The following is a 16260-nucleotide window of genomic DNA, read 5'->3' as shown; positions in this document are numbered from 1 at the left end:
CTCAAAGGAGTGTCACTTATGTTATCAGTACCAGATTATGAATTTTGGTTCGTTACCGGTTCCCAACACCTTTATGGTGAAGAACAATTGAAGTCCGTTGCCAAGGATGCCCAAGACATCGCCGACAAGTTGAATGCCAGCGGCAAATTACCTTACAAGGTCGTCTTCAAGGACGTCATGACGACCGCTGAAAGCATCACCAACTTCATGAAGGAAGTTAACTACAACGATAAGGTTGCCGGGGTCATTACCTGGATGCACACCTTCTCCCCAGCCAAGAACTGGATCCGTGGGACGGAATTATTGCAAAAGCCACTGTTACACTTGGCTACCCAATACTTAAACAACATTCCTTACGCCGACATCGACTTTGATTACATGAACTTGAACCAAAGTGCTCATGGTGACCGCGAATATGCTTACATCAACGCCCGGTTACACAAAAACAACAAGATCGTTTACGGCTACTGGGGTGACGCTGACGTGCAAGAACAAATTGCCCGTTGGGAAGACGTGGCCGTTGCCTACAACGAAAGCTTCAAGGTGAAGGTTGCCCGCTTTGGCGATACCATGCGTAACGTGGCCGTCACTGAAGGCGACAAGGTTGAAGCTCAGATCAAGATGGGCTGGACCGTTGATTACTACGGTATTGGTGACCTGGTTCAAGAAATCAGCAAGGTCGCTGACGCCGATGTCGACAAGGAATACGCCGACCTCGAATCTCGTTACGAAATGGTTCAAGGCGACAACGATGCTGACAAATACAAGCACTCCGTTCGCGTACAATTGAAGCAATACCTCGGGATCAAGAGTTTCTTGGAAAAGGGCGGTTACACGGCCTTTACCACCAACTTTGAAGACCTTTGGGGGATGGAACAACTCCCTGGCTTAGCTGCCCAACTCTTAATTCGTGACGGCTACGGCTTCGGTGCTGAAGGTGACTGGAAGACCGCTGCCTTGGGTCGGGTCATGAAGATCATGTCCCACAACGACCGGACGGCCTTCATGGAAGACTACACGTTGGATCTGCGGAAGGGCCACGAAGCCATTCTCGGTTCTCACATGCTGGAAGTCGACCCATCCATCGCTTCCGACAAGCCACGGGTTGAAGTTCACCCATTGGATATCGGTGGCAAGGCTGACCCTGCTCGGTTGGTCTTCACTGGTTCTGAAGGCGACGCCATTGACGTCACTGTTGCGGACTTCCGTGACGGCTTCAAGATGATCAGCTACGCCGTTGACGCTAACAAGCCAGAAGCTGAAACGCCTAAGTTGCCAGTTGCTAAGCAACTCTGGACGCCAAAGGTTGGCTTGAAGACTGGTGCTTTGGAATGGATGAAGGCCGGTGGTGGTCACCACACCATGCTTTCCTTCTCCTTGACCGAAGAACAAATGGAAGACTACGCTACCATGGTTGGTATGACCAAGGCTTTCATCAAGTAAGCTTATGAAAATGAAGTGGCCGCTCGCCGGTATTTGGCGGGCGGCCGCTTTTCGATTTAAGCGGCTAGGATTGGTGTTGCTGGCCGCCTTGCCGTTCGCCAAATATGGGTTGGAACGCTGAGGGCGCCGGGCCGAGCCAAAAGGCGGTCTCGACCCTCAACTTGGAGCCGATAAACCGCGTCTCCAAGTTGTCAGTTTTCTAAGCGGCAAGACCCGCGCCACTAAGAAAACTCCCACAGCTGAACCCATATTTGGCGAACTATCGGCTACGTTGGTGCTTAGTGGAAACCAGAGTGTGTGTGCTGGCCGCCTTACCGTTCGCCAAATTTGGACCGTGACGCTGTGGGAAGGACCGGTCGAAGCCAAAGGGCGGTCTTCAACCTCGCTTCGAGCCGAAAATCACGTCTCGAAGACGCCAGTTTCCAAGCAGTTCACTTGAAAACTCCCACGGCTGAGTCCAAATTTAGCTCACTCACGGCTACGTGGCAGGACTATGCCACTACAGCGATATTCCTGTTAACTTTGTAGGTAATTTCTAACGTAACCGGAGATAGTCAGAGATGTAAATTACTATGACAACAGTGTTAGCTGAGTATTTTTCTCGCAGCGTGGGACGTGTTTGGAGATTGACGGGTAAGTTTATTCAGATAACCCATATTAGGTAATGCTGCCATTCCGCACCCATGTAGCCGAGAGTGGCGCGAAATCTAGGCTCAGCCGGGGAATTTGTCAGCGGGCTTTGCTGATAAATTGGTGACTTTGAGACGGTGATTTTTCAGCTCAAAGCAAGCCACGAGACCGCCCTTCGGCTCGGGGTGTCCTCCCCCAGCGTTCCAGCCTAGATTTTGCGTTACGGTAAGGCGGCCAGCACGGACCACCTAGCGTTCAACGACCAATTTTGTCGCGATAGATCGTCGTGTCACAATGAAACTAATTACTTTTGAACTTGCAACCGATAGTAAATAACTGTGCATAGGAAAGAGGAGGAAACTCATGCCAAAAACTGAAAAAGAAAAAATGATTACCGGTGAGTTGTTTAACGTCTACGACCCCGAATTGGTTGCCGAACGTGGCGTTGCCCGTGACCAGGTGGAAGCGTTGAACGCGCTAGGGGAAAGTGACCCTGAGGAGAGTACACGGCGGGTGAAGGCCTTATTTGGGACCACTGGAGATGCTGTCGAGGTTCACGCGACCTTTCGCTGTGACTATGGCTACAACATCTCCGTGGGCGAAGACTTCTTTGCCAACTATGACTGCACGATTCTGGACGTGGCGCCGGTGACCATCGGCAAGCACTGTCTACTTGGGCCGAAAGTGCAGATCTACTCGGTCAATCACCCAGCAGACCCGAAGCTGCGGCGCAACGGGGCCATGGGGATTGGCAAACCCGTTACCTTAGGCGATGACGTTTGGGTCGGTGGTGGCGCCATCATTTGCCCCGGCGTTTCACTCGGCAATAATGTAATTGTCGCCGGTGGGGCGGTCGTGACCAAGTCCTTTGGCGACAACGTGGTCTTGGGTGGCAATCCGGCGCGGGTGATTAAGACTTTGGCATAATGCTAAATGAAGGTGGCTGACCGTGATGGTGGGCCACTTTTTTTGCACTTTCATGAATGCGCTTACATTAAAATGAGATGGTCTAAGAAAGCAAACCAGAAAAGTAATACGAACGTAACAAAAAGTGGTTGATTTATCCGGATAAATGGCATAAAATAAATCTATTGCGTTTGTGAAAACGTTTTACTTATTTTCATCAAATTGTTGTCACCACAAACGTTAAGCGGATACATGTGAATTTATTGGACCATTTCTGGAGACAGGAGTGATTCGTCGTGCGAGAGAACGATGAGAGACATTGGGAGGTCTAACAATGACTAGCAAAAAGAAAATATCAAGCGGTTTCATTTATTTTTTCGGTTCCTTTGGCGGCATTCTGTTCGGGTATGACATTGGGGTCATGACCGGAGCCCTGCCGTTTCTGGAACACGACTGGAGCTTGACGAATGCCGGACTGATCGGCTGGATTACGTCTGCCGTGATGTTTGGGGCCATCTTTGGTGGTGCGATTTCCGGGCAATTGTCCGATAAGCTCGGCCGGCGGAAAATGATTTTGATCTCAGCCCTGATTTTTGCGGTGGGGTCCTTACTATCTAGCTTTGCGCCCAACCAGGGGTCCTATTACCTGATTGGCGTCCGAATCTTCTTAGGACTGGCCGTTGGGGCGGCGTCCGCGTTGGTCCCAGCGTACATGTCAGAAATGTCGCCAGCACGGTTACGGGGGCGGCTGACAGGGATCAACCAAACTATGATCGTTTCCGGGATGCTGATTTCGTACATTGTCGACTTTCTTTTGAAAGGGCTACCAGAATCCTTCGCCTGGCGCTTGATGTTAGGGTCAGCGGCGGTCCCCGCGATTATCCTCTTTGCCGGAGTATTGCGGTTACCCGAATCACCACGGTTCTTGGTGAAAAACGGCGACTTGGCAGGGGCCAAGGAAGTCCTGAGCTTCATCCGACCGGCCAACGAGATCGACCATGAATTGGCTGAGATTCAGGCTGCGGCCGTTGATGAAACCGCTGCCGCGAAGAACACGTCGTGGGGCACGCTATTTTCCAGCAAGTACCGGTACCTGGTGATTGCCGGGGTCGGGGTCGCCGCCTTCCAGCAATTCCAAGGCGCCAACGCAATTTTCTACTACATTCCACTGATCGTTCAACAGGCGACGGGGAGTGCGGCCAGTTCCGCGTTGATGTGGCCGATTATCCAAGGCATCATCTTGGTCATCGGGTCACTGGTCTTCTTAGTGATCGCAGATAAATTTAACCGGCGGACACTACTGACACTGGGTGGCGTTGTTATGGGCGCTTCCTTCATCCTGCCAGCTATCTTGAACCTGATCATTCCCGACAACAACCCCATGCTGATCGTGGTCTTCTTGTCCGTATACGTGGCGTTTTACGCGTTTACTTGGGCCCCATTGACCTGGGTATTGATTGGGGAGGTCTTCCCGTTGGCCGTTCGGGGGCGCGCATCCGGGTTGGCATCGTCCTTTAACTGGATTGGCTCCTTTGCGGTGGGCTTGCTATTCCCCATCATGACGCAGTCCATGTCCCAAGATGCCGTTTTCAGTATCTTTGGGCTGATTTGCCTGCTGGGGGTCGCCTTTGTCCGGTTGTTCGTTCCAGAAACGAAGGGGCGGACGCTGGAAGAGATCGAAGCTCAGGGGACACAGAGCAAGAAGGTCTACGCGACCTCAGAATCACATAATCATTAGTGAACGAAAAAACGGACTCGGCCAAGTTGCGGCGAGTCCGTTTGACTATCCAACATTAACGTGCACAAGTGTTTACCAGCAACCCATGGCGCTACTCCAGCTCCCCATGCTGAGAAAGCCCCCGAGAACGATCAGTCCCAAGGCCACTACCGTAAAGACCCCCAGTAATGCGACAGTATCCTTGTCATGGTTTGTTCGTGGAATTAACCTTGCAACTAAGAAAATAATAAAAGCAATACCGGTTACTAAGATTAAGCTACCGGTCAGCCAACTACCTGGCATCATGTGTATCTCCCCCTTTTGACTTACATTATACAGAGTTTTGGCGGGAAAGGGGGAAATAGCTCCCGTGAATTCGCCGGCTATGGTAAAATGAGACTTAATTGCAGGTGGTGGCCGGACTAGGACATCACCATCAGAAAAAGACTTTGTAAGGGGTGACAACAATGATTGATCGAATTGAAGCAAGTGCGAACGCTTTGTGGCTGACCCCCAATGCAGATGGGTTGATGCGCTTAGGGTTTGCGGATGATGGCCGTGAATTAGTCGGACCCGTAACGCACATTACCTGGCTGGTGACCAGCGGTAAGGTGAAGTTGGGGACGCCATTTATGATCGTTCACGGTGAGCAAGAAGACCTGACGTTGCGGTCGCCTTTTGCGGGGCGCATCCAAGCGGTCAATACGGCATTAGCGGCGCATCCGGAACGGCTGAATAACCGCAATGACGACCTGGATTGGATGATCGATCTTGTGGACGAATAGAGGAGACAGCGTATGGAGTTAAGTTGGCAGGTGACACGGTCAGTCACCAGTTTGAAACGGTTCTTGAACCAACAAGGCGTCAGTCACCGCGTCTTCAGCGATTTGAAGCGTGACGGCAGCATCAAGGTCAATGGCCAAATGGTCACGCCGGCCGTTGACCTGCAGGTGGGCGATACCGTTACGGTCGTCTTGCCGGCAGAAAGCGCCGACCCAGCCGTGGCAACCAGTCAGACGCCAATCACGGTCTTATTTGAGAATCGTGATTGGTTGGTCGTGGATAAGCCGGCGGGACTAAACGTGGTGCCCGGGCCCGCCAATCGGACGGATACCCTGGTCAACCGCATCAAGGGGCACTGGCTAGCGGAAAATGCCGAGAATCAAGTGCCGCATATTTTGACCCGGTTGGACCGGTTCACCAGTGGCGTGGTGTGGGTCGCACGGTATCGCCTGGCCAACAGTCTGGCGAGTCAGCTACAGGCGGCCCATCAGGTGGATAAACGTTATCTCGCGGTGGTCAGTGGTCAATTAACCGATGACCATGGCCTCATTGACGCCCCGCTAGCCAGCGACCCGGCCGGCTACAACCAGATGGTCTCGCCGGCGGGTAAACCCGCCAAGACGGAATACTGGGTCGTCCAGCGTTGGGCGAATGCCACGTTGGTGCGGGTCAAATTGCATACGGGGCGGACCCACCAGATTCGGGCGCATTTTGCCTCACTGGATCACCCGCTGATTGGTGACGAACTGTACGGGGGACCGCAACTACACGGCATGACCCGGCAGGCCTTACACGCCCAGTCACTGGCCTTCACCGATCCTTTTACGGGGGATGCCCGGCAGTTTAGCAGTGAGCCGCCCGCTGACTGGCAGCGGTTATTGAGAAGTTTATCTGAGGAGTGAGCACATGCCAGAAGAGTCACACATCACTTGCCTAGTCGACGGCGAAGTCATTTCGCTGGAAACGGGCCTTCAGCTAGCGGAATTGGAAGTGGGGTTGCGCAACCGCATCAAGCGCGATTATCCACAAAGCCAGCCCAGCGACTACATTTGCGGGCATCATCTTTTGAAATACCGCTTGGATCACGTAGACGCCATGATCAACGCTGACTTAAAACAGACGAAAAAAATTAATCATAAGTTGACCAAGGCCCTGCAGAGCGATGACTATGACATTATCGACGTCAACGACACCTTGAAGGACAGCCTGACGTTTGGTCAGAAAGTCTCTGACGACGTGGCCCGGTTCGGCGGTTCTTGGGGCTTTATCTTCGTTTTCATGTTCGTCTTGATTGGCTGGATGATTGTCAACGGCCTGCACGTCTTTGGGGTCAACTTTGACAACTACCCCTTCATTCTGTTAAATTTAGTGCTGAGCTGTGTCGCAGCGATTCAGGCGCCCATCATCATGATGAGTCAGAACCGCTCCGCAGACCGGGACCGGATGATGGCCGAAAACGACTATCACGTTAACCTCAAGTCCGAACACGAACTGCGGTTACTTCACGCTAAGGTCGACCACTTAGCGCAGAACCAGGTCCCCCATACCATGGAGGTCGAACGGTTTCAGTTAGAAATTTTAGGTGAAATTCGTCAAGAACTAGCCGAATTGCGGACCGCCAAGGCCGCTGCGGATTCGGCAGAACGAAGGGAGTCTCACCATGAGCAAGTGGATCACCGCTAGTCTCTTATTTGTCGTCGGGTTGGTCTTTGGCCAACGCGTCGCCGGGCGTACTGCCCACTAACGCAAAACAAGTCTCATCGGCCATCGTGGCCACCAACAGGTTCCATTGCCAGCACCTTGGCGATGGGCCTGTTTTGGTTTTGGGGATGGTGGCGGCTGGCCGCCTTACCGCGGCGCGCCAGATGCGTCAGAACGCTGTGGGCGGACGCACCGAGCCTGAAGAGCGGTCTTGGTACTCGCTTTGAGCCGAAGCCCACGTCTCAAAGACGCCAGTTCCCTAACCGACTGCGTCGCTAAGGGAAATCCCACGGCTGAACGCATCTGGCACGCCGCTCTCGGCTACTGTAGTGGTCAACACAATTGACTTACCCTTTCTTTATCGGCAACTGAATACGGGGGATGACATCGGCCATGATGGGGACGTCAACCTTGCCTAGGGCTACCGGGGAACCCCGTCCGCCTACCGTTCGCCAAATATGGGCCGGAACGCGGTGGGCGGACGGGCCGAGCCACAGGGCGGTCTCGACCCTCAGCTTGAAGCCGACAAAACGCGTCTTCAAGCTGCCGGTTTCCTAACCGGCATGAATTGCCGCTAAGGAAACTCCCACGACTGAGCCCATATTTGGTGAACTCTCGGCTACTGTGGTGGTCAATAATATCTATAGCTGGGGCTATCAACGCCAAAAAAATAAGTGGTTACAGTCTAACGTTTGGTTATCTGAACATCCCAACTTGCCGGAGGAGGCCAGGGGTGCAGCCAGCTGTGTCGACGGTGTTGGCTGAGGTCCTTTCTCAGCCTACAGCGTGGGGCGACTTGGGAGACTGGTGGGTTATGCCAGGCTTTCAAGCGAACCGGAAGCCCGCGCCTGGGCTGGAGGTGTCCCCCATAGCAGGCGGAACCCCTGGCAGCCGCAGGCACTGGTTTCCGCCATTTGCAGTTGAGGGGCTCTCAGCGTTCCAACTCATCTCTAGCGAACGGTAAGGCGGCCAGTACGGCCGATGGACAGCAAATGCTTTGACAAAGTTGCGTGGCTCCGGTAGGCTTAGGATTAGAACTAGAAATGGAGGATTTTTTGTGATAATTCGTGAAGCTCGACCAGCGGATGCGCCTCAGATAGCACCGCTGATGAACTTGATCTACGACGAAATGGAATTGACCGACCTGGAAGACGTTCCAGGCCCCGACTTACTGAAGGTCATCACGGCGGCGTACCGTACGCGGACATACTTGTCCGGGGCGGCAACCACGGTGGTGGCCGAGGCCAATGGCCAAGTAGTAGGGGTGGCATTCGGCTATCCTGGTGAAAATGAGGACGTTGTAGATGACGTGATGACTCGCCTAGCAGCTCAAAGTGCCGCTTTCGACGAACCATTTGATTTAGATTCAGAGACCGCAGCCGGTGAATGGTATTTGGATTCATTGGCTGTCTCGCCGGACCATCAAGGGCAAGGTATCGGTCGCCAGTTATTACGGGCGTTACCGATTTATGCCCAACGGGACCGGCAAGCCGTTATCGGCCTCAACGTTGACTTCGAAAACCCTGACGCCATGCGTTTGTATGAGCGAATGGGCTATGAAGTTACCGGTAAGCAGATGATTGGGGACCACGAGTATTACCACATGCAACTCGAGATTGGCCGACCAATCCGAGTGACCAACTAAGCTTAACTCTGAAGTGGAGACCGCCTGGCAATTTGGCTGGGCGGTCTTTTTTTACAAAAATTTTATTGTAAATACAATAAAATTACGCTAAACTAGGGAACAACGTCAGGAGGCGAGGACAGTGACAGAGATTTTACGCCCTATCGGCAGTATCGCGCGGGCCCTGGAATCGATTGCCAACCGGGAATTTCAACAGGTTGCGCTGACCAAGGGCCAGTACCTGTATTTGGCGCGGGTCGCCGAGCAACCGGGTATCATTTTGGAACGGCTGATAGAATTACTGAAGGTTGACCGGGCCACGGCATCGCGGGCGGTCCAGAAGCTGGTGACGGCGGGGCTCTTGGAGAAACGGCCCGACGACACCAATCATAAAATCAAACGGCTTTTTGTGACGGCGCAGGGGGCAGCCATTTACCCCCTGGTTCAGCGCGAAAATGCCTATTCCAATGACGTGGCGCTGGACGGATTCACCCCGGCCGAGGCGCAACAACTAGCGGCGTACCTGAAGCGGGTCGATGCCAATATCGCGGCCAGCTGGCAGGCAGTCAAACGCGGACAAAAGCGAGATTATTAAGGAGTTAATTGAATGACTGGAAAAATTAAAGCATGCACCCCAGCAGAAGTGGGGCAGTTACAAGCGGTGTGTCGCCAGACCTTCACGGCGACCTTTGGCGCGGACAATACGGCCGCTGACTTGGCGGCTTATTTAGACACGGCGTACAATCAGCCGCAACTCTTACAGGAGATGCGGCAGCCGACAACGACTTACGACCTGATGTGGGTCGACGGTCAGGTGGCTGGCTATCTCAAATTAAATTGGGGACCGACGCAGTCTGAACAACGTGGCAACTCGGCATTGGAAATTGAACGCATTTATATTCTGCCAGCGTTCAAACGACAAGGACTGGGGCGACAATTTTACCAACATGCCGTGGCTCAGGCCCAGTCGTTGGGATTGACCAGCATCTGGTTGGGAGTGTGGGAGCACAACCCAGCGGCTCAGCGGTTCTACCAGGCGATGGGTTTCCAGTAGGTGGGTGACCACGTCTTTCAGTTGGGGTCCGACCAGCAACGTGATTTAATTTTAGCCAAGACGCTGGTATAATGGTGAATAACTTGCTGGCGAACCATGCTGGCGCGTCTAGGAGGAAGTTTAACGATGAAAGACAATATTCAACTGGGTGACACTGAATTTGCCAACATGATGTTGGTCTTAAAGCAACCGGTCACCCAAGCCAACCACAAGGAATTCAAGTTCCTCGATGGCACCGAGACGGGTGAGATGCAAGAGATTGCGCCCGACATCTGGGCAATGCCCGCCTACATGCAGGAAGATGACGACTTCACCATGTTCTTCTTGACCACGCAAATCGAATCGGGTGAGACCGTGATGGCCTTTGCCACGGGTGAAACGGCCGACGGTAATTTTCGGTTGAGCCAACCCATGGTCACGGGCGCCGGGCTGAACCTATTGCATCAGCAACAACCTGACCGGGCCAAACGGGTGCTGAAATTCTTGAATGACATCTCCAAGGCGGATGAAGGCGACTGGCGGCTAGTTGATTAACCATAATAATTGTCGATTGGATTAGGCGATTCATAGATGACTGATTCAATTGTAGAATGACTTATTGGCTAAAAACGATTTTCAGAAAAGTCCATTGACCTGGCTTGACGGACTGGGTATACTAATTAAAAATATGTTCCTTTAACGTTGTCCCGTGAGGCAATGAAGGGTGCACGCTCTGGCAGATGCTGGGTTAAGTCTAGGCTTAAAGTGGGCACGCGCGTTTCTTCACGGGAACGGCGTGTCCTTTTTTAATTTGAGATCTGGAGGCTTGTTCATGAAAACACCGTCGCGTTATCGCAACCCGGACGCTTTGATTGACATTTGGGAGCGGCCCAGTTGGGGACAATGGCTAGGTTTATCGCTTCAGCACTTATTTTCCATGTTTGGCTCGACCGTCTTGGTGCCCATCTTGGTGGGGTTAAATCCCGGCATCGCACTCTTTAGTTCGGGCGTGGGGACTTTGATGTACATTTTGATCACCCGGGGAAAGATTCCGGCGTACATGGGGTCGAGTTTCTCGTTCATCGTGCCAATGGTCGCGCTGATGAAGACCACTGGTTACCCGGGAATCGCTCAGGGAACATTGGCCGTGGGGGCCGTCTACTTGGTCGTGGCGTTGATCGTCGTGTTGATTGGATCTGACTGGATCAACAAGGCGCTACCGCCAATCGTGGTGGGGCCGATGGTGATGGTCATCGGCCTGTCGCTGGCGGGAAGTGCGGCGCAAAAGGCGACGGTCGACGGCGCGGGCACCTATCACTGGCAATACTTTGCCGTGGCGATGGCGACGCTCCTGTTGACGATTGGATTCAACCTGTATTTACGCGGCTTCCTGTCGCTGATCCCGATTCTACTGGGCATCGTCGCTGGTTACCTGATTGCGGCAGCTAGCGGCCTGGTTAATTTTAAACCGGTGATGCAAGCAGCTTGGCTACAGTTGCCCAGTTTTGAGGTGCCCATCTTGAGTTACCCGTTGCATTTCTATTGGGGCGCCATTATCAGCCTCGCACCGATCGCCTTTGTGACCATGACGGAGCACATCGGGCACATCACGGTGCTCAATGAATTGACGCACCGCAACTTCTTCGAGGACCCCGGCTTACATCACACGTTGGCCGGCGATGGATTGGCTTCGATCATTGCCAGCTTCGTCGGTGGCCCACCGGTGACGTCTTATGGCGAAAACGTGGGTGTGCTGGCCATCACGCGGGTGCACAGCGTCTACGTCTTGATTGGGGCGGCAACCTTTGCCATCATCTTTAGCTTCGTGGGTAAATTAAGTGCGCTGATCGAAAGTATTCCCAATCCGGTCATTGGGGGTATCAGTTTCTTGTTATTTGGGGTGATTGCCTCCAGCGGGATGCGAATCCTGATTGAAAAACACGTTAATTTTAACCGCAAACGCAACCTGATGATTGCCTCGGCCATTTTGGTCATCGGCATTGGCAACGCGTACTTAAAGGTTGGCCAGTACGAATTCTCTGGTCTAGCCGTGGCGGCGGTGCTGGGTATCGTGTTGAACTTGGTCTTGCCGGACAACGACTAACCGTAGCCAGCCAGATTATAGTGTTAGAGAATCAATGAGAAACACAATGCCAGTCACTCAGGAAAGTCTGAATGGCTGGCATTGTGGGTTAGTGATTTGATTGTGAGAATATGGGCGTCCTCAGCGTCCCAACTCATCTCTAGCGAACGGTAAGGCGGCCAGCAGGGAATGAGTCACCAGGTCAGCCGCCAATGGCAAAGTAGCGGAGGACCGCCATGGCCATGATCCCCACGACCACCACCATCAACAGGCTCTTGGTCACGATGCCCGCTAGCGTTGCTGGAATCGCCGCAAGACAGTTGGCAACGTTGAGTGTGGCCAAGTGACCGGCGTGGGCGACAAAGAGGCTCTCGCAGCACAGTGCGGTCATAATCGTGATGGGCACGAAGGACAAAAAGCTGATCAGCCAGTCTGGCATGTTGAGGGATTTAACAAAAGCAAATGGTAACACCCGCGACAGCACCGTAATGGCGCCGCAACCGAGGATGACCCAGAGTTCGGTAAGACTTATCGACATTTTTTCAACTCCATTCCGAATAGGCAGCCGGCGATGGTCGCCACTAGGAGCGCAAAATTTTGGCTCATGACGGCGATCAAGAAGTAGTAGGCCAGGGCGACAAACAACATGACCGTTAATTGCAGCGACATCCCCAGGTGTTTGTCACTGATCAGCTGGAGGTAGACCAACCCAATGAACATGGCGGTCAGGGCAAAGTCGAAGCCAAAGCGGCTGGGGTCGTCAATCAATCCGCCCAGTACGGCGCCAATCACCGTGGCCACGCCCCAAACCAGGTAGGCCACCAGGTTGGCGGCGGACTGCCAAGCAAAGCTCAACCGGCCGTGGGTCTTATTTTGTTTGTTCATGGCCAGCGCGAAGGTCTCGTCAGTCACCAGCGTGCCAATCAACAGGTTGCGGGTCAAAGACTCGTGTTTGAAATACTGCGCCAGACTGGTGCTCATCAGAATCATCCGAGAATTGACCAGAAAAGTTGAGAGAAAAATAGCGGAGAGAGGGTCGTGTAAGAGCAACATGCTGGTAATGATAAATTGGGCGGATCCAGCGTAAACGATAAACGATAAGCCGGCGACCACCAATAAACTGAGGTGACTGGTGTGGGCAACGATGCCAAAAGCTAGCCCCACACCGATGTAACCGAAGACGGTTGGCAAGACGTCGCGAACGCCGGTCCTAAAGGTCAGAGAAGGCCCCATAGACAAACTTCCTTTCTGGTTTCTAATGTGATTTTAATCTCCAGTTTAGCGCTAACTTATGGTCACGTAAACCCGTAATTTATTCGTAAAATAGACATGTAAATTTTATGGTCGGAAAAGGTTGCATTTCGGTAAAGGTGGTTGTATGATACTCTCATTGATAACGAATGAAAGTGAGGGTACAGGCGATGAAGATGAACTTAACTGAACTGGCAGCATCAGCACACGTTGACGCAAGCCGCATTGAGGATTACGTGAAGAATGGGCTTCTAGGTAAGGAACACTCCACAACGGAATTCGATGATTCAGATTTGTACTGGATCGATATGATTCAATGTTTTCAGGATAACGGGACGTCTTTAGACGACTTGTCCGGGTTGTTACCACGCTGCCGTAAAGGCCAAACGCAACTAACCCAGGTGAACTAGTTAAGGTAATGAATCGGTAAAATGACCCACTCAGCAGCTCCACGGTTTTCGGCCGTGAGCTGCTTTTTTTGACCGCAAAATGGCATTGGCGAGGCAGGTCGCCTTACCGTTACGTGAAATTCTAGGCTGGAACGCTGGGGAAGGACGGTCGGCGCCAAAGAGCGGTTGCCAACCTTGCTTTGAGCCGGGAAAACACCGTTCTGTGGCTCGGACCGGCGCCCACCGCGAACCGGCTCATATTTAGCGACCGGTAAGGCGGCCAGCAACCACCAATATCGTCAGCAAGCAAAAAAGCCCTAGCCACCACCAAAACGGTAGTGACTAGGGCTTTTCAGCGAGTCGGAACGGTTACTTCTTGACCTGGGCAATCAATTGCTTCATTGCTTGAGCCTGGTAAGCCGCAGTGGCTTGCTTGGTGACTTGTTTTTGTTGCGCCGCAGACATGCTAGGATTCTTGGTCATCGCTGCCATGACGGCTTTCTTCACGTAAGCCGTGGCGGCAGTCTTTTGCTTGGCCTGGAAAGACTTAGACTTGCTTAGGGCTTGCAACTTCTTCGCTTGGGCCGTGCTCAAGACGGTCCAGTTCTTGTTGATGTAAATGGTATTGGTTTCCTTCACGTACTTATGACCGTTACCGGAAAGACCAAACCAGAACTTGTAGGCGCCGTTCTTGTATTCACGGTAGACCTTCTTGGTGACGATACGGTTGGCACCTGTGGTCCGCTTGACGACGTTTTTAGTCGTGACCTTGGCCCGAGTGTGTTGCGTCTTCTTGGCGTTGACACTGGTCTTATAGACGTAGACCTGGTGCTTGTCGGCCGTCCCGATGGCTTGGTAGATCATCATCGGCAACTGCTTAGACGGTGAGGCCGAGTAGATCTTTTGCGTAGACGTTTCCGTAACTTCGTGCAGGCCGTAGTGGTCATGGTCATTTTTCACCATGAAGAAGATACTGGTCAGCAGGCCGATCACGGAAATCGCGGTCAAGATGTTGCTGAGTGGTCGATTGGAAACGTACACGTTGAAGACGAAGGACAGAACAGCAAAGATAATCAGTGTAAAGATGATCATTATGCGGCACCTCCTTCAGTAGTGGCTTGGTTTTCTTCAGCCGCACTCTTGTCTGCTAAATGGACGGAGTGGTTGCTGCCCTTCAAGAAGAAGGAGATGACTAAGGCAACCACACAGAAGCCAACGGCAATCCAGAAGGCCGCGTGGTAGCCAGACAACGTTGCGTTGATGGCGCCATTGGCGTAGCTTAATGGGTTAGTCGTCAAGACGTGCTTGGCTGGCATTTGGCCCTTCGTCACGTTGGTCAAGACACTGATCAAGATGGCAGTCCCCACGGAACTCGCCACTTGACGCTGGGTGTTGTTAACGGCCGTCCCATGAGAAATCATGTTCAGTGGTAAGGCGTTCATCCCAGCGGTCGTAGCTGGCATCATGACCATAGCAATCCCAAACATCCGCAGTGCGTAGAGTAAGACGATGTACAGCGTGGACGTATCCTTGGTGATCCAGACGAATGGTAAGGTACCAACCGTCAGTAAGAACATCCCCATTGTAGCCAAACGCTTGGCACCGAAGCGGTCAAAGGCTCGACCGGTGATCGGACTCATGATCCCCATCATCAGGGCACCGGCTAACAGCGTTAAGCCAGAGTGGAAAGCGGACATGCCCTTGACCATTTGCAGGTACAGGGGGATGACCATTTCGACCCCGACCATGGCCATGTTGACCACGGAACTCAGGATAGCGGAAACGGTAAATTCTTTAGACTTGTAAACTCGGAAATTCAAGAATGGATCGTCCATCTTCAGTTGACGCCAAATGAACAGGCCAACGAAGATGAAGCCAATGGCTAAGGTCGACAGAACGATCGTGCTGCCCCAGCCGTCGTCACCAACGGAGGAGAAGCCGTACAGCATGCTCCCGAACCCAATCGTGGATAAGACCACGGACAAAAGATCCAGCGGCTCCTTATGCGTTTCAAGGACGCTGTGCATGATCCAGAAGCTGGCGATGACAACAACGGCCACGATTGGAATAATCATGCCGAAGAGGTCCCGCCAGGTCCAGTTATCAATGACCCACCCAGACAGGGTCGGGCCAATCGCTGGTGCTAAGCCGATAACGATACCGGCCAGCCCCATGGCAGTTCCCCGTTTGTTAGCGGGGAAGATGGTCAGCATCAGGGTCTGTAGTAATGGCATTGAAACCCCAACACCCACGGCTTGAATGAGCCGGCCAATGAGTAACATGGGAAAGCTCACGGCAGACCAACAGAGAATCGTTCCTAAGAGGAAGGTCGACATCGCGCCGATGTACAACCACTTGGAGCTGATGGTCGTTAATAACCAGGCACTAATGGGAATCATGATCCCGTTGACTAACAAGAAACCAGTCGTCAACCATTGTACGGTGGAGGTCGACACGTCAAAGGCCTTCATCAAGGTTGGGTAGGCGGTACTTAAAATGGTTTGGTTCAGAACCGTACAGAAAGTCCCCACCAGCAGTAAAACGACGAGTAGCGTTCTGCTGTAGGACTTTCCGTTGGTATCAATTGCAGTTCCCAATGTATATTCCCTCTTTATCCATAAAATTGAGAGCGTAAAATATCTTGTGTAAATGCATAAAAGATTTCTGAATTGTATAGAAATAGGGAATGCCTTCCCTTAT

17 protein-coding genes are annotated in these 16260 nt (G+C 52.6%); 12 read left to right on the top strand and 5 right to left on the bottom strand.

Annotated features, from left to right (window positions below; genetic code table 11):
• Positions 1-18 precede the first annotated feature (18 nt).
• The 3 genes from araA to NGM66_RS11170 all read left to right on the top strand — a co-directional run bounded on the left by araA (position 19) and on the right by NGM66_RS11170 (position 4717).
• Entirely contained in the window at positions 19-1443 is a 1425-nt protein-coding gene (gene araA, locus NGM66_RS11180; RefSeq protein ID WP_208909156.1) for an L-arabinose isomerase, read from the top strand.
• 993 nt (positions 1444-2436) lie between these two features.
• A complete protein-coding gene (locus NGM66_RS11175; RefSeq protein WP_208909157.1) occupies positions 2437-3000 on the top strand; it encodes a sugar O-acetyltransferase in 564 nt (187 codons plus the stop codon).
• Positions 3001-3313: 313 nt separating this feature from the next.
• The gene (locus NGM66_RS11170; RefSeq protein WP_208909158.1) at positions 3314-4717 is read left to right on the top strand and encodes a sugar porter family MFS transporter; all 1404 of its coding nucleotides are present in this window, start codon (positions 3314-3316) and stop codon (positions 4715-4717) included.
• A 72-nt stretch (positions 4718-4789) separates the two neighbouring features.
• On the opposite strand, the gene NGM66_RS11165 is transcribed toward NGM66_RS11170, so the two are convergent.
• Complete coding sequence (locus NGM66_RS11165; RefSeq protein WP_208909159.1) at positions 4790-5002, bottom strand: hypothetical protein; 213 nt, start codon at positions 5000-5002, stop codon at positions 4790-4792.
• 161 nt (positions 5003-5163) lie between these two features.
• Between NGM66_RS11165 and NGM66_RS11160 the strand changes: the two genes are divergently transcribed.
• The 8 genes from NGM66_RS11160 (at position 5164) to NGM66_RS11125 (ending at position 11941) form a co-directional block, all read left to right on the top strand.
• Positions 5164-5481: a biotin/lipoyl attachment domain-containing protein gene (locus NGM66_RS11160; RefSeq protein ID WP_208909160.1), complete on the top strand. Its 318-nt coding sequence runs from the start codon at positions 5164-5166 to the stop codon at positions 5479-5481.
• Between the two features lie 12 nt (positions 5482-5493).
• A complete protein-coding gene (locus NGM66_RS11155; protein ID WP_208909161.1) occupies positions 5494-6381 on the top strand; it encodes an RluA family pseudouridine synthase in 888 nt (295 codons plus the stop codon).
• Between the two features lie 4 nt (positions 6382-6385).
• Complete coding sequence (locus tag NGM66_RS11150) at positions 6386-7162, top strand: DUF1003 domain-containing protein (protein ID WP_208909162.1); 777 nt, start codon at positions 6386-6388, stop codon at positions 7160-7162.
• 1075 nt (positions 7163-8237) lie between these two features.
• Entirely contained in the window at positions 8238-8825 is a 588-nt protein-coding gene (locus NGM66_RS11145) for a GNAT family N-acetyltransferase (protein WP_208909163.1), read from the top strand.
• A 121-nt stretch (positions 8826-8946) separates the two neighbouring features.
• On the top strand, positions 8947-9399 hold the full coding sequence (locus NGM66_RS11140) for a MarR family winged helix-turn-helix transcriptional regulator (protein ID WP_208909164.1): 453 nt from the start codon (positions 8947-8949) through the stop codon (positions 9397-9399).
• Between the two features lie 12 nt (positions 9400-9411).
• Entirely contained in the window at positions 9412-9858 is a 447-nt protein-coding gene (locus NGM66_RS11135; RefSeq protein ID WP_258115676.1) for a GNAT family N-acetyltransferase, read from the top strand.
• Between the two features lie 126 nt (positions 9859-9984).
• Positions 9985-10392 (top strand): hypothetical protein, encoded by a 408-nt coding sequence (locus NGM66_RS11130; protein ID WP_208909166.1) that lies wholly within the window; start codon positions 9985-9987, stop codon positions 10390-10392.
• 277 nt (positions 10393-10669) lie between these two features.
• Entirely contained in the window at positions 10670-11941 is a 1272-nt protein-coding gene (locus tag NGM66_RS11125) for a uracil-xanthine permease family protein (RefSeq protein WP_208909167.1), read from the top strand.
• A 181-nt stretch (positions 11942-12122) separates the two neighbouring features.
• On the opposite strand, the gene NGM66_RS11120 is transcribed toward NGM66_RS11125, so the two are convergent.
• Both NGM66_RS11120 and NGM66_RS11115 read right to left on the bottom strand, forming a co-directional pair.
• Positions 12123-12458, bottom strand: coding sequence for an AzlD domain-containing protein (locus NGM66_RS11120; protein WP_208909168.1), 336 nt, complete (start codon positions 12456-12458; stop codon positions 12123-12125).
• Positions 12449-13153: an AzlC family ABC transporter permease gene (locus NGM66_RS11115; RefSeq protein WP_208909169.1), complete on the bottom strand. Its 705-nt coding sequence runs from the start codon at positions 13151-13153 to the stop codon at positions 12449-12451. The genes NGM66_RS11120 and NGM66_RS11115 overlap by 10 nt, the downstream gene beginning before the upstream one ends.
• A gap of 167 nt (positions 13154-13320) precedes the next feature.
• Here NGM66_RS11115 and NGM66_RS11110 point away from each other — a divergent pair, with 167 nt between their 5' ends.
• Positions 13321-13581, top strand: coding sequence for a helix-turn-helix domain-containing protein (locus tag NGM66_RS11110; protein ID WP_258115675.1), 261 nt, complete (start codon positions 13321-13323; stop codon positions 13579-13581).
• A 348-nt stretch (positions 13582-13929) separates the two neighbouring features.
• On the opposite strand, the gene NGM66_RS11105 is transcribed toward NGM66_RS11110, so the two are convergent.
• Together NGM66_RS11105 and NGM66_RS11100 are read right to left on the bottom strand one after the other, a co-directional pair.
• Positions 13930-14652 carry a DUF4811 domain-containing protein gene (locus NGM66_RS11105; protein WP_208909171.1) on the bottom strand — a complete coding sequence of 241 codons (723 nt, stop codon included), beginning with the start codon at positions 14650-14652 and terminating at the stop codon, positions 13930-13932.
• Positions 14652-16157, bottom strand: a complete 1506-nt coding sequence (locus tag NGM66_RS11100; protein WP_258115674.1) for an MDR family MFS transporter — start codon at positions 16155-16157, stop codon at positions 14652-14654. The genes NGM66_RS11105 and NGM66_RS11100 overlap by 1 nt, the downstream gene beginning before the upstream one ends.
• Between the last annotated feature and the right edge of the window lie 103 nt (positions 16158-16260).

Origin of the sequence: Levilactobacillus yiduensis, assembly GCF_024718525.1 — a bacterium.
Taxonomy (GTDB): Bacteria; Bacillota; Bacilli; order Lactobacillales; family Lactobacillaceae; genus Levilactobacillus; species Levilactobacillus yiduensis.
This window is presented reverse-complemented; position numbering and strand designations above follow the sequence as displayed.

Excerpts from the sequence above, each read along its gene's own strand:
- NGM66_RS11130 (WP_208909166.1), top strand. The coding sequence starts at position 9,985 with ATGAAAGACAATATTCAACTGGGTGACACTGAATTTGCCAACATGATG.
- NGM66_RS11110 (WP_258115675.1), top strand. The coding sequence starts at position 13,321 with ATGAAAGTGAGGGTACAGGCGATGAAGATGAACTTAACTGAACTGGCA.
- NGM66_RS11150 (WP_208909162.1), top strand. The coding sequence starts at position 6,386 with ATGCCAGAAGAGTCACACATCACTTGCCTAGTCGACGGCGAAGTCATT.
- NGM66_RS11120 (WP_208909168.1), bottom strand. The coding sequence starts at position 12,458 with ATGTCGATAAGTCTTACCGAACTCTGGGTCATCCTCGGTTGCGGCGCC.
- araA (WP_208909156.1), top strand. The coding sequence starts at position 19 with ATGTTATCAGTACCAGATTATGAATTTTGGTTCGTTACCGGTTCCCAA.
- NGM66_RS11115 (WP_208909169.1), bottom strand. The coding sequence starts at position 13,153 with ATGGGGCCTTCTCTGACCTTTAGGACCGGCGTTCGCGACGTCTTGCCA.
- NGM66_RS11155 (WP_208909161.1), top strand. The coding sequence starts at position 5,494 with ATGGAGTTAAGTTGGCAGGTGACACGGTCAGTCACCAGTTTGAAACGG.
- NGM66_RS11105 (WP_208909171.1), bottom strand. The coding sequence starts at position 14,652 with ATGATCATCTTTACACTGATTATCTTTGCTGTTCTGTCCTTCGTCTTC.
- NGM66_RS11135 (WP_258115676.1), top strand. The coding sequence starts at position 9,412 with ATGACTGGAAAAATTAAAGCATGCACCCCAGCAGAAGTGGGGCAGTTA.
- NGM66_RS11175 (WP_208909157.1), top strand. The coding sequence starts at position 2,437 with ATGCCAAAAACTGAAAAAGAAAAAATGATTACCGGTGAGTTGTTTAAC.
- NGM66_RS11165 (WP_208909159.1), bottom strand. The coding sequence starts at position 5,002 with ATGATGCCAGGTAGTTGGCTGACCGGTAGCTTAATCTTAGTAACCGGT.
- NGM66_RS11125 (WP_208909167.1), top strand. The coding sequence starts at position 10,670 with ATGAAAACACCGTCGCGTTATCGCAACCCGGACGCTTTGATTGACATT.
- NGM66_RS11170 (WP_208909158.1), top strand. The coding sequence starts at position 3,314 with ATGACTAGCAAAAAGAAAATATCAAGCGGTTTCATTTATTTTTTCGGT.
- NGM66_RS11160 (WP_208909160.1), top strand. The coding sequence starts at position 5,164 with ATGATTGATCGAATTGAAGCAAGTGCGAACGCTTTGTGGCTGACCCCC.